The following is a 12613-nucleotide window of genomic DNA, read 5'->3' as shown; positions in this document are numbered from 1 at the left end:
ATTTACAGCCATGACCAAAGTAACAAATACAAGCTTAGTTACTCCCAAAGAAGTAGCAAAAGCAATAAAACTAGATAGGTATGGTTTTATTGGAACTTTTATTGGATGGACACTAATGAAGCTGCTTAAAATATCGACTTTAAATACGTTTTATAAGCGCAATAATCATCTTGAAGGAGTTGAATTTTTAGATAAAATTTTAGAGGAATTTCAAATTAAATTCGAAATACCAGAAGAAGATTTAAAACGTCTCCCAAAAAGCGGTGCGTATATCACCGTTTCCAATCATCCCCTTGGTGGTATCGATGGTATTTTACTTTTAAAATTAATGCTAGAGCAACGTGAGGATTTTAAAATTATAGCGAATTTTTTACTTCATCGCATAGAACCGATGAAACCTTACATTATGCCCGTAAACCCTTTTGAAGACAGAAAGGATGCCAAGTCTAGCATAGCGGGTTTTAAAAATGCTATTTTACATTTACGCAATGGATATCCGTTAGGTTTGTTTCCTGCCGGTGAAGTTTCAACCTATAGAGATGGTAAACTGGTTATAGACAAACCTTGGGAGGAACCTGCACTTAAACTTATAAAACGCGCCGAAGTTCCTGTGGTGCCTATTTATTTTCATGCTAAAAATAGTAAGTTGTTTTACAAGCTTTCTAAAATTAGTGATACGTTCCGAACGGCAAAATTACCTTCTGAACTTTTAAGTCAAAAACGACGGGTTATAAAAGTTAGAATAGGTAAACCTATTTCGGTTGCCGACCAAAAAGAACATGTTTCATTAGAAGATTTTTCAAATTTCTTAAGAAAAAAAACATACATGCTGTCTAATATTTTTGAAAAGAAATCAAAAATACTAGACAATATCTCTTCAACTTTAAAAACGCCAAAAGCACCTAAAAACATTGTAACTCCGGTAGATTCCGAAATTATGATGAAAGAAGTTGAAAGCCTTAGAGCAAGTAACTCTAGACTTCTAGAAAGTAAAAATTACGAAGTGTTTTTAGCACAAGCCGAAACCGTACCTAATATACTTCTTGAAATTGGGCGTTTGCGTGAAATTACCTTTCGCGAAGTTGGAGAAGGCACGAATGAAGCTACTGATTTAGATGAATTCGATCAATATTACCACCACATGTTTTTATGGGACCGTGAAAGAAACATTCTTGCTGGGGCCTATAGAATGGGCTTAGGATCTCAAATATTTAAAAAATACGGAATAAATGGATTTTATCTTCAAGATTTATTTCGTTTTGAACCCGAATTACACAAAATGATGAGCCAATCTATAGAAATGGGTAGAGCCTTCATTATTAAAGAATATCAACAAAAACCAATGCCGTTATTTTTACTTTGGAAAGGTATTGTACACACTACTTTACGCTTTCCAGAACATTCATTTTTAATTGGTGGGGTAAGCATTAGTAACCAGTTTTCAAATTTCTCAAAATCGTTAATGATTGAGTTTATGAAATCGCATTATTATGATCCTTATATAGCACAATATGTACACCCTAAAAAAGAATTTAAAGTAAAACTGAAAGACGCTGATAAAGATTTTGTTTTAGATGAAACTGCAGCAGATTTAAATAAATTTGATAAACTTATTGACGAAATAGAGCCAGGTGCTTTACGCATGCCTGTACTTCTTAAAAAATATATTAAACAAAATGCACGCTTAGTAGCATTTAACGTAGATCCATTATTTAACAATGCTGTAGATGGGCTAATGTACATTAAAATAGCCGACTTACCAGAAAGTACTGTTAGACCCGTAATGGAAGAATTTCAAGCAGAATTGGAACGAAAATTTACAGGAAATAACCCTGCAACTTAAATCATTTTTATAAATATAAAAAAACTGAAACGTAAATGTTTCAGCTTTTTTATATTTATTCTATGTTCTAAATTAGAACCAACCTTTTTTACCTACTTGGTATGTATTGTAGAATTCTTCGTCAGATTTTGTTAAATAGATAATCCCTTCTATAAAAGGAATAATACCAGCAATACCACAAGTAACAAATGTTGCTACAATTTGAATAATACCTTCTTTAGTATAACCCAAAATAAATTTATGTATTCCTAATGAACCAATTAAAATAGCAACAATCCCTGCAACCATTTTTTTGTTTTCACTCGCTAATACTTCATTAGCTCCTTTAGTAAAACTAGAAGCTGCCTCTTTTGCTTCTCCTGCAAATTCATTCGTTTTTTCGTTTACTGTATTTGCTGCCTTTTTAGCACCATCCTTAAGGTCATTGCCTAAATTTTTTTCGTCTGCCATTTTAAATATTAAATTTTTATTCCGTAAAGATAACAAAAAATCGAATCAATTAAGGAATTGATAATTAACTAAATAACATAGTAAAACCACCAATAGCGGTCACTATTAATATAAACCGACGGTAACTAACGTTAGAAATAAGTTTTACAATATAGGCTCCTAAGAAAAAACCAATAATAACGGCTGGAATTAAAACAGAATTCAGTACCAAAGTTTCTTTTGTTATGGTGCCCCAAACAAAAATATGAAAAGGCAGTTTAAACACATTTATTATAAAAAACAACCACGCGGCGGTGCCTATAAATTCGTTTTTGGGAAAACGCATGGTCATAAAATAAATATTTGAAATCGGTCCAGCTAAATTCCCAATCATCGTTGTAAATCCTGTTAAAAACCCGGTTCCATAAGAAAACCATTTATTGGTTGGAATACTATCCGACTTTTTACGTTCGGTATAGAACATAATAAACACCGAACAAATAATAATGATAGCCATAAGTCGTTTAAAAAATAACTCCGAAATATCATTACCAATCCACACGCCAACAAGTACACCGGCAATCATCCAAGGAATTAATTTTTTAATAATATCCCATTGCGCATGCCTATTATAATAAATAACAGCAAAAATATCGGCACAAACAAGTAACGGTAACAATACACCTGTAGAAGCTTTTTCGCCAAATACAAAAGCCATGATAACCACAATAATAATTCCGATACCTTTAATACCTGATTTGGACATGCCTAGTAAAAATACAGCACAGCCAATGGCAATCCATTGTAAAAGGGATAAATTATAAGCTTGAAGGATTTCTAAGTAAGTCAATTAAAATGAAGTTGTTGAGTTGTACCGCGAATTTACAAAAAAGCACTATCCTTAGGCTCCCAAAGTTCAACTTTATTACCATCATTCTCTAAAATCCATCCAAATTTACCGTACTCATATTCTTCAACTTCACCAACTATAGTAACACCTTCTTCTTTTAAAACTTTTAGTAATTCGTGTAAATTTTCTACACGATAATTAAACATAAAATCTTTTTTTGAGGGCTCGTAATATTTAGTATCCTCCGGAAATGGGCTCCACTGGGTAGAACAATCTTTACCTTCTTTATCTTTCCACCAAAAGGTACTCCCATAATCGTCGGTATTAAATCCTAAATGTTTTTTGTACCAATCTTTAGATGCTTTTGGGTCTTTACTTTTAAAAAACAGACCGCCAATTCCTGTAACACGTTTCATAATTTATTTTTTTATTGAATGTTCATAAAGTGCAATCCATTCCTCTGCGGTTACTTTCGCTGTTAATTCGCCGATAAGTTCAAACGGAATATCGTTCATTTTTTTAAACCGAATACAACTTTTGCCCATATCTAGCTTATATTTACAACGTTTAGCGTACTCGGAAACAAACCAATCCTTAAGACCTGGTTTTGCGTAAAGCACCATGCTATATACCGCAATAAAGTTTTTTTGAGAGGCCACATTCATAAATGGCAAGGGCAATTTAGAATTGCAATGGTAACCACTCGGGTAAACCGTATGAGGCAAAACATAGCCGAGCATACCATAACTCATGGTTTCTTCAACCCCTTTTGGTAGATTTTTTAGAATTTGCTCACGGAGTTGGTTTACGCTTTCTTTTCGATCTTCGGGTAATTCGTTTAAATAGTGTTCAACGCTTATGGCTTTAGCTGGCATGGTTTTATTTTGAAAACATAAAGTTAACAAAATTTAGCTAGAATTTTATCGACTATAGTTTGCGCCAATTTTTCTTTGCTTTCAATAGTCCAACCAGCAACATGTGGTGTTAATAATACGTTTTCCGCATCTATTAAATATTGAAAAGCTTCAGGCATGGTATTAGAAAACAGATTCTCGAATGATGCTTTTTCATATTCCAGAACATCGAGTCCGGCACCTAAAATTTTTCCGGATTTTAAAGCTTTCATTAAATCTATGGTCACTACACTTTTTCCGCGGGCCGTATTTATTAACCAAAATGGTTTTTTAACAGCATTGATAAATTCTGAATTAATCATGTTTACCGTTAGTGGTGTTTGCGGGGTGTGCAAACTGATAACCTCTACTTTGTCTTGAAATTCTTGTAAAGATACTTGCTTGGCGTTAGCATCACCAACATTGGCTTTTATATCGTAACATAGCACCTCAACATCAAAACCTCGAAGTTTTTTAGCAAAGGCTTTTCCCATATTGCCGTAGCCTATTAAACCAACTGTTTTTCCGTCGAGCTCAATACCTCGGTTCGCTTCACGCAACCACTGTCCCTGTCGTACTTCGGCGTCAGCCTTATTCAATTTATTAAATAAAGACAGTAGCATGCCTAAACTATGCTCGCCAACGGCATTTCTATTACCTTCGGGTGCGGAAATTAAATACACGCCCTTTTCTTTGGCGTACTCACAATCTATATTTTCTAATCCTGCACCTACTCTTCCTATAAATTTAAGACGAGTTGCCGCATCGAGAAATTGTTTATCTATGGTGAAACGACTTCGTAAAACAATACCATCATATTCACTAATTTTGGCTTCAATTATAGCTTTTGAGGACGTATAATCTTCATGATTTATAAATCCCGCTTGTGCTAATTGATTAATTAACAACTCATGATTAGTATCTAAATGTAGAATTTTCATACTATAAATTTACAATGTTTTTTTATTTAATTGCTATGTTTTATACAATGAAATAGCGAAAAACAGTTTAAAAACCGAGTATCATTTTTGCTATAAGAAAATAAATTAATATCCCAAATATATCATTACTCGTTGTTATAAATGGTCCTGTTGCAATGGCAGGATCCACACCGCGTTTATCTAAAATAATAGGCACAAAGGTACCAATTAAGGCGGCCATAATAATTACTGTAATAAGCGCAACACCAATAGTCATAGAAACAAAGTAGGTGGTTTTAAACCCAAAATGACTAATAAGTAATACTATTAACGCAATGGCTGCACCATTTACCAACCCAAGCGCAGATTCTTTTAATAAACGTTTTAATAATTTACCTTTTATGGTGTTGTTTGCAAGCCCTTGAACTACAATAGCTGAGGATTGTACACCAACATTTCCAGCGGTAGCTTGAATAAGAGGAATAAACATTAATAATTCTGGAAAACTTTTCATCGCACCGCTAAACCCCCCAATAATACTTGCAGCACCAATACCGCCAAACATACCAATTAATAGCCACGGTAAACGGGCTTTGGTAAGTTCCCAAATATTATCATCGGCCTCCACATCTTGCGATATACCGGCGGCTAATTGGTAATCTTTTTCAGCTTCTTCTTTAATTACATCTACAACATCATCGATGGTAATACGTCCTAACAGTATTTGGTTGTTATCGACTACAGGAATAGCTTCTAAATCGTATTTTGCCATTACTTTAGCAACATCTTCCACATCATCGTGTACATTTACTGAATCGACATTTGATATATAAATATCGGCAATTTTTTTATCGTTTTTGGCTACAATTAAATCTTTCAACGATAGACGACCTACAAGCTTATTTTGCCTATTCACTACATAAACAGAGTGCACACGGGTAACTTCTTCGGCTTGGCCGCGAATACGACGTAAACAACCTGCAACCGTCCAGGTATCGTATACTTTTACAAGCTCCTTTGCCATAAGCCCACCAGCAGTATCTTCATCGTAGGCTAAAAGTTCGGTAATTTCTGCTTTATGTTCTAAATCTTCAATATGGGCTATAACTTCTTGCTGGCGTTCTTCTGGAAGTTCGGCAATAATATCGGCAGCATCATCGGTATCTAAAGCCTCAATTTCATCGGCAATTTCTTTGGCGGAAAGATTTTGTAATACTTTTTCTCGATTATCTTCATCGAGTTCCATTAAAATATCGGCCGTAGTGTCAGAATCTAATAATTTAATAACATACATAGCCTGTTCTAGATTTAACTCATCTAGAATTTCGGCAATATCGGCATGGTGAAACTCGTCTAAAAGTAATTTTAATTGCTTATCATCTTTAGCCGCAATAAGCTGTTCTGCTTGCTGGAGGAGTTCTTTTGTTAACTCGAACTGTATGTTTTCATTTTCTTCAAACAAATTCAGAAAATTTAAAAGGTTCTACTGATCGTTTTCTAACAATTGCGTAAGCTCTATAAAAGAAGCGACGCTTAATTGCTCTGGGCGTTGGCCAAAGATACTATTTGCTTTTAAATTATCGGACAAATCGAATGTTTTTAAACTGTTACGAAGTGTTTTTCTACGTTGCTGAAAAGCTGTTTTCACCACTTTATAAAACATTTTTTCGTTACAAGGCAATGAATAATTTTCTTTACGGATAAGTCGTAACACACCAGAATCTACCTTTGGTGGCGGATTAAACACGTTTGGTGGCACCGTAAACAAGTATTCGGCATCATAAAAAGCTTGTACCAAAACCGAAAGGATTCCATAAACCTTAGAACCTTCTTTAGAACAAATACGTGCGGCTACTTCTTTTTGGAACATCCCTGAAAATTCAGGAATTTGATCACGCATTTCTAAGGTTTTAAAAACAATTTGTGTTGAAATATTATAGGGAAAATTACCAATAATAGCAAAGGGTTCGCCATTTAAAGATTCATTTAAATCGTACTTTAAAAAATCTTTTTCTATTATTCTAGGCGCTAAATTGAGATAGTTAGCCTGCAGATATTCCACCGATTCTGTATCAATTTCTACCACATAAGTCGTTACTGGTTTTTTTAGCAAATACTTAGTAAGCACGCCCATACCTGGACCTATTTCTAAAACGGTTTTATAATTATTTAATGTTAATGTATCAGCTATGCGTTCTGCAACCGATTCGTCATTTAAAAAATGCTGACCCAGATGCTTTTTTGCTTTTACTTGATTATGATTTGGTTTATACGCCACGACATAGATGTTTTAGGAAAGGACGAAGATATGAAACTTAAAAACAATACATCTGCCATGGTAGAAGTATTGTGTTTTCCCCAATAAATTATTGACTATGTAATGTTTTTAAAAATGATAAGACTAAGATTTTATGGAACAAACTTTCACCGAATTTTCGACTAACGCAATTTTAAAAATTGGTAACGAAGCCTTATTAAATAGCTATAAAGTATCTACTCAAGCCGGGTTATATACCTTCATTAGAACTAACGCAACCAAAGCCGAAATTGTTGTGGATAGTATTCCTTACACCATTGAACCCAATAGTTTACTAGTTTTAACACCTGTACAATATATACAGTTTGTTACAGGTGAAAATTTAGTGGTCTATCAATTTAACCAGGAATTTTATTGCATTAAAGATCACGACCAAGAAGTAAGTTGCGCTGGATTATTATTTTTTGGAAATGTGCATGTCCCTGTTATAGGTCTAAGCCAAGAAGAAGCCCATAAATTCTCTATTCTCCACGAAGTTTTTATGGACGAATTTGAAACAAAAGACAGCATACAAGCCGAAATGTTACGTATGCTCATGGCGCGTTTCATTATAATAAGTACCCGATTGCTAAAAGCAAAAGAAGGTTTTGTGGAAACTACTAAAAACACCAAAATAGAATTATTGCGTGAATTTAATATGTTAGTAGAAACTCATTTTAAAACAGAGCACAGCGTCTCTTATTATGCCGACAAACTTTTTAAATCGCCTAAAACATTATCAAATACCTTTTCTAAATTAAATACGAGTCCGTTACAAATTATTCACGAGCGTATTATCCTTGAAGCAAAACGCTTATTAATCTATACCGATAAAACGGCTAAAGAAATAGCTTATGAAGTTGGCTTTGAAGACGCCTCGCATTTAAGCCGATTATTTAAAAAACACACCTCTTTTTCACCTTCCGACTTCAAAAAACAGCTAAAAACTACAGTTTAGGGAAAAATCGACAACGCTTCGGGTAATCTATCCCTTCTATAGCATCTGGTTATGTTTCATCTTTGCAGTGTATAATTAAAACATCAAAGTCATGAAAACAAAAAACATATCCATTTTCAATTTAATTGAAATATTCAGAAGCAACAAGAAAGTAGTATTAAACACTATTAGCCCTAAAACACATTGCGAGCAAAATCACTTATCCGATTTTTATTGCGATGCTGAAAAACCACATATTTCCCAATAATTCAACACAAAAAACAAAAGGGCAAAATTGACAATCTAAAAGGAAAAACCTACATGGTATAACCTTTATAACCGTCGCACCTTTGTACCAAGAAATTAAAACCTAAAATTTAACAATAAAAATATTAAACATGAGCACATTTAATGTACCAACAAGAGAAGAAGTAAGCGAAAACAACCAAGCCATTTTCGATAACCTAAAAAAAGCAGTGGGTTTTGTACCAAACTTATATGCCACTTACGCACACAGTGACACAGCCTTAGAAAACTATTTAGGCTTTGCCAATGCAAAAACATCCTTATCTGCTAAAGAAAAAGAAGTAGTAAACTTAGCCGTTAGCGAAGTTAACAACTGTATTTACTGTTTATCTGCGCATACCGCTATTGGGAAAATGAATGGTTTTACCGACGCCCAAATTCTTGAGTTACGCGCAGGATATTCTACAGTAAACGATAAACTAAATGCTCTAGCAGCATTAGCTAAAAACATAACTGAAAACCGTGGAAAAACCGATGCAAACGTTCTGGAAAACTATTTTAATGCAGGATATACCAAAGCAAATTTAATAGATACCATTTCATTGGTTGGCGATAAAACCATATCGAATTATGTACACAGCACCACACAAGTTCCTGTAGATTTTCCAGTGGCACAACCACTAGCAAACGCAGAAGTTTCAGCATAATAAAACCAAAATTTAACAGCCTTAATAATTAATAATAACGCTTCTTGAAAACTCGAAGCACAAACAAATTTAAACATGAAAAAAGTAGTAGCCATTTTAGTATTCGCATTAGCATTTGTAGTAAATTCTAACGCACAAGATGTAAAAACAGTAGCTTTAGAACAAACCAAAGGCGAGTTTACACAAAAGCATTTAACCCTAAGCGAAGGATCGTATATTTTCGAAATCGCAAACAACCACTCGGGAGTCGATGTTGGATTTGTATTAATAGAAAAAGGAAAAGACGCCTCGAACCCAGAAAACCACATTAAAACAGCATACGTAACCCAAGTGGTTGCCGAAGGTAAAACAGAAAAATCTAATGTAACCACATTAGCCAAAGGCGAGTACACTTATTTTTGCCCGCTAAATAAAACCCCACAATATACCCTAACTGTGGAGTAATTAATAGTGTTATTTTTTAAAAAAAGGCTATCCATTAATTTGGGTAGCCTTCTTTTATTTTATTAAAAAACCATATAGTTTTAATCTAAAGCTCATTTCTATTATAAGAAAAACCACGTCCATTACACTCCAATTTTATAGAACTTTATTACATTCGCCTTTATATTTTTTAGAGCTTATGAAATCACTTATTTCCTATATTATTTCAAACACCAATTTACCAGAATCATCCATAAAAAACACGGTAAATTTATTGAATGAAGATTGCACTATTCCTTTTATTTCGAGATATAGAAAAGAACTTACCGGAAATTTAGATGAAGTACAAATAGGCGATATTGTAAAATTCAAAGAACAATTTGAAGCTTTAGAAAAACGAAAAAAAGCCATTTTAAAAGCTTTAGAAGAACAAGATGTTCTTACGACTGAATTAAAACAAAAAATTGAAAATACAACAGACTTAACCACGCTTGAAGATTTATACTTGCCTTTTAAAAAGAGCCGGAAAACCAAAGCTGAAAAAGCACGACTTAACGGCTTAGAACCTTTGGCAAAAATAATAATGAGTCAGAATGCAAATGATGTAGAATCCATTGCCTTTAAATATGTAAGAGGCACAGTAGCATCGGTTGACGATGCACTGGAAGGTGCCAGACACATTATTGCCGAATGGATTAACGAGCGAACCGATATTAGGAATAACATCCGTCGCCAGCTAGAGCGTTTCGCTATGATTTCCACGAAAGTGGTAAAAACAAAATCGAGTGACGAGCATGCTCAAAAATTCCGTGATTACTTCGATTGGGAAGAAAACCTGAGCAGAATTCCATCCCACAGATTATTAGCCATTTTACGTGCCGAAAAAGAAGGTTTTATCCGTGTAAAAATTGAAATTGATAACGATCGCGCCATCGATAATATAGAACGCCGCGTTATAAAAAGTAATAACGCTTGCGCGGAAAACATACAGCTTGCTATTAAAGATGCTTACAAACGTTTGTTATTGCCGTCTTTAAGTAACGAGGCGATGCAAATAGCAAAAGATAAAGCCGATGAAGCTGCCATTAGTGTGTTTGCGAAAAACTTAAAACAACTTTTATTAGGTTCGCCACTTGGTGAAAAACGTGTTTTAGCGATTGACCCTGGTTTTAGATCGGGTTGTAAATTAGTATGTTTAGATGCGCAAGGTCAATTAAAATACAACGAAACCATTTACCCACACCCTCCAAAAAGCGATAGTATTGGCGCGATGAAAAAAATAAGTTCACTTTGCGAGGCGCATAAAATTGAAGCCATTGCTATTGGTAACGGCACGGCATCACGAGAAACAGAAGCGCTAGTACGTAAAATTTATTTTAAAAACGATATGCAGGTTTTTGTGGTTAGCGAGGCTGGAGCCAGTATTTATTCGGCCTCTAAAATAGCCCGCGAAGAATTTCCGGATTACGATGTTACTGTTCGTGGCTCGATTTCTATTGGGCGCCGTTTGCAGGATCCGTTGGCCGAGTTGGTTAAAATTGATGCACAGTCTATTGGTGTTGGACAATATCAGCACGATGTAGATCAAAATAAGCTACAAAAACAATTGGATGTTGTAGTGGAAAACTGTGTGAATTCCGTTGGTGTAAATATTAATTCGGCCAGTAAAAGTTTACTGAGTTATGTATCAGGCATTGGTCCAAAATTAGCTGAAAATATTTTTAACTACCGAAATGAAAACGGCGTTTTTAAATCTAGAGCAGCCATAAAAAAAGTACCTCGCTTAGGCGGAAAAGCTTTTGAGCAAGGTGCTGCTTTTTTACGTATTAAGGATGCAGAAAATCCGTTGGATGATTCTGCAGTGCATCCGGAAAGTTATGCTATTGTTACAAAAATGGCTAAAGATTTAAAAACATCGGTAGCCGAATTAATTGGCAATAAAGCCCTTCTTCAAAAGATAAATTTAAAAAATTATTGCACCGATACGGTTGGTTTATTAACCCTAGAAGACATTGTAAAAGAACTTGAAAAACCAGGTTTAGATATTCGTGAGCAAGCCAAAGTGTTTACCTTCAACCAAAACATAAAAACCATTAACGATTTACGCGAAGGTCAATTACTACCGGGCATTGTAAACAATATTACCAATTTTGGTTGTTTTGTAGATGTTGGTATTAAAGAAAGTGGTTTAATTCATGTCTCAAACCTTTCCGATAGCTTTGTAAAAGATGTTAATGAGCACGTGAGTTTACATCAACAAATTATTGTAAAAGTTCTGGAAGTGGATGTTCCGCGAAAGCGTATACAGTTGAAGCTGCATAAGTAACACTTCTATTTTTTACGTGCAGTTTTATTGTTTTAACCATTTGGCTATTTCCTTGTTTGTCATTACGATTGAAGAGAGAAATCACTTAATATTTTTGGTCGTTTGAGCTACTGAGCTACTTTATGGGACTTCTCAATACTTCGAAGTGACAAAAGGTTAGTGTTTTTTTCGTAGAGCTTGTCATTTCGACGCTAGGAGAAATCGCATAAAGAAACTCTAGTTGGCGTGCTCACGGTTATGAGACTTCTCAATACTTCGAAGAGATAAAAGGTTTGTGTTTTTTTCGTAGAGCTTGTCATTTCGACGCTAGGAGAAATCACACAAAGAAACTCTAGTTGGCGTGCTCACTGTTATGAGACTTCTCAATACTTCGAAGTGACAAAAGGTTAGTGTTTTTTTCGTAGAGCTTGTCATTTCGACGCTAGGAGAAATCTCATAAAGAAACTCTAGCTGAGTGCTCACGGTTATGAGACTTCTCAATACTTCGAAGTGACAAAGGTTAGTGTTTTTTTCGTAGAGCTTGTCATTTCGACGCTAGGAGAAATCGCACAAAGAAACTCTAGTTGGCGTGCTCACTGTTATGAGACTTCTCAATACTTCGAAGTGACAAAGGTTAGTGTTTTTTGGTAGAACTTGTCATTTCGACGCTAGGAGAAATCGCATAAACGAGCTCATAATTTGTATTCTCACTAAGTTTGAAGTACCAATTTATATAAATATTTTTTCTTACCTTTTTAAACAAA

The 12613-nt window shown here is 34.6% G+C and carries 13 protein-coding genes; 6 read left to right on the top strand and 7 right to left on the bottom strand.

Going from position 1 to position 12613, the window contains the following annotated elements:
• The first annotated feature begins 10 nt into the window (after positions 1–10).
• Complete coding sequence (locus tag FQU21_RS06530; protein WP_147677193.1) at positions 11–1843, top strand: GNAT family N-acyltransferase; 1833 nt, start codon at positions 11–13, stop codon at positions 1841–1843.
• Between the two features lie 72 nt (positions 1844–1915).
• On the opposite strand, the gene FQU21_RS06525 is transcribed toward FQU21_RS06530, so the two are convergent.
• The 7 genes from FQU21_RS06525 to rsmA all read right to left on the bottom strand — a co-directional run bounded on the left by FQU21_RS06525 (position 1916) and on the right by rsmA (position 7213).
• A complete protein-coding gene (locus FQU21_RS06525) occupies positions 1916–2293 on the bottom strand; it encodes a TM2 domain-containing protein (RefSeq protein ID WP_147677192.1) in 378 nt (125 codons plus the stop codon).
• Positions 2294–2357: 64 nt separating this feature from the next.
• Positions 2358–3122 (bottom strand): sulfite exporter TauE/SafE family protein, encoded by a 765-nt coding sequence (locus FQU21_RS06520; RefSeq protein ID WP_147677191.1) that lies wholly within the window; start codon positions 3120–3122, stop codon positions 2358–2360.
• Between the two features lie 32 nt (positions 3123–3154).
• Complete coding sequence (locus FQU21_RS06515) at positions 3155–3541, bottom strand: VOC family protein (protein ID WP_147677190.1); 387 nt, start codon at positions 3539–3541, stop codon at positions 3155–3157.
• Complete coding sequence (locus FQU21_RS06510; protein WP_147677189.1) at positions 3542–3997, bottom strand: DUF1801 domain-containing protein; 456 nt, start codon at positions 3995–3997, stop codon at positions 3542–3544.
• Positions 3998–4020: 23 nt separating this feature from the next.
• A complete protein-coding gene (locus FQU21_RS06505; RefSeq protein ID WP_147677188.1) occupies positions 4021–4956 on the bottom strand; it encodes a 2-hydroxyacid dehydrogenase in 936 nt (311 codons plus the stop codon).
• Between the two features lie 67 nt (positions 4957–5023).
• The gene (gene mgtE / locus FQU21_RS06500) at positions 5024–6397 is read right to left on the bottom strand and encodes a magnesium transporter (protein ID WP_147677187.1); all 1374 of its coding nucleotides are present in this window, start codon (positions 6395–6397) and stop codon (positions 5024–5026) included.
• A gap of 21 nt (positions 6398–6418) precedes the next feature.
• Positions 6419–7213, bottom strand: coding sequence for a 16S rRNA (adenine(1518)-N(6)/adenine(1519)-N(6))-dimethyltransferase RsmA (gene rsmA, locus FQU21_RS06495; RefSeq protein ID WP_246124778.1), 795 nt, complete (start codon positions 7211–7213; stop codon positions 6419–6421).
• Positions 7214–7346: 133 nt separating this feature from the next.
• Between rsmA and FQU21_RS06490 the strand changes: the two genes are divergently transcribed.
• From FQU21_RS06490 to FQU21_RS06475, 5 genes are all read left to right on the top strand, one after another.
• Positions 7347–8189: a helix-turn-helix domain-containing protein gene (locus FQU21_RS06490; RefSeq protein ID WP_147677185.1), complete on the top strand. Its 843-nt coding sequence runs from the start codon at positions 7347–7349 to the stop codon at positions 8187–8189.
• Between the two features lie 91 nt (positions 8190–8280).
• Positions 8281–8436: a hypothetical protein gene (locus tag FQU21_RS17410; RefSeq protein ID WP_187269335.1), complete on the top strand. Its 156-nt coding sequence runs from the start codon at positions 8281–8283 to the stop codon at positions 8434–8436.
• Positions 8437–8566: 130 nt separating this feature from the next.
• The gene (locus tag FQU21_RS06485; protein WP_147677184.1) at positions 8567–9121 is read left to right on the top strand and encodes a carboxymuconolactone decarboxylase family protein; all 555 of its coding nucleotides are present in this window, start codon (positions 8567–8569) and stop codon (positions 9119–9121) included.
• Positions 9122–9196: 75 nt separating this feature from the next.
• Positions 9197–9565: a cupredoxin domain-containing protein gene (locus FQU21_RS06480; protein WP_147677183.1), complete on the top strand. Its 369-nt coding sequence runs from the start codon at positions 9197–9199 to the stop codon at positions 9563–9565.
• Positions 9566–9743: 178 nt separating this feature from the next.
• Positions 9744–11870 carry a Tex family protein gene (locus FQU21_RS06475; protein WP_147677182.1) on the top strand — a complete coding sequence of 709 codons (2127 nt, stop codon included), beginning with the start codon at positions 9744–9746 and terminating at the stop codon, positions 11868–11870.
• Positions 11871–12613 lie beyond the last annotated feature (743 nt).

The sequence above is a fragment of the Algibacter pacificus genome, from assembly GCF_008033385.1.
Classification (GTDB): Bacteria; Bacteroidota; Bacteroidia; order Flavobacteriales; family Flavobacteriaceae; genus Algibacter; species Algibacter pacificus.
Note: the sequence above shows the minus strand (reverse complement) of the source record. Positions and strands in the feature narration are given on the sequence as shown.

Excerpts from the sequence above, each read along its gene's own strand:
- FQU21_RS06490 (WP_147677185.1), top strand. The coding sequence starts at position 7,347 with ATGGAACAAACTTTCACCGAATTTTCGACTAACGCAATTTTAAAAATT.
- FQU21_RS06480 (WP_147677183.1), top strand. The coding sequence starts at position 9,197 with ATGAAAAAAGTAGTAGCCATTTTAGTATTCGCATTAGCATTTGTAGTA.
- FQU21_RS06485 (WP_147677184.1), top strand. The coding sequence starts at position 8,567 with ATGAGCACATTTAATGTACCAACAAGAGAAGAAGTAAGCGAAAACAAC.
- FQU21_RS17410 (WP_187269335.1), top strand. The coding sequence starts at position 8,281 with ATGAAAACAAAAAACATATCCATTTTCAATTTAATTGAAATATTCAGA.
- FQU21_RS06525 (WP_147677192.1), bottom strand. The coding sequence starts at position 2,293 with ATGGCAGACGAAAAAAATTTAGGCAATGACCTTAAGGATGGTGCTAAA.
- FQU21_RS06505 (WP_147677188.1), bottom strand. The coding sequence starts at position 4,956 with ATGAAAATTCTACATTTAGATACTAATCATGAGTTGTTAATTAATCAA.
- FQU21_RS06530 (WP_147677193.1), top strand. The coding sequence starts at position 11 with ATGACCAAAGTAACAAATACAAGCTTAGTTACTCCCAAAGAAGTAGCA.
- FQU21_RS06510 (WP_147677189.1), bottom strand. The coding sequence starts at position 3,997 with ATGCCAGCTAAAGCCATAAGCGTTGAACACTATTTAAACGAATTACCC.
- FQU21_RS06475 (WP_147677182.1), top strand. The coding sequence starts at position 9,744 with ATGAAATCACTTATTTCCTATATTATTTCAAACACCAATTTACCAGAA.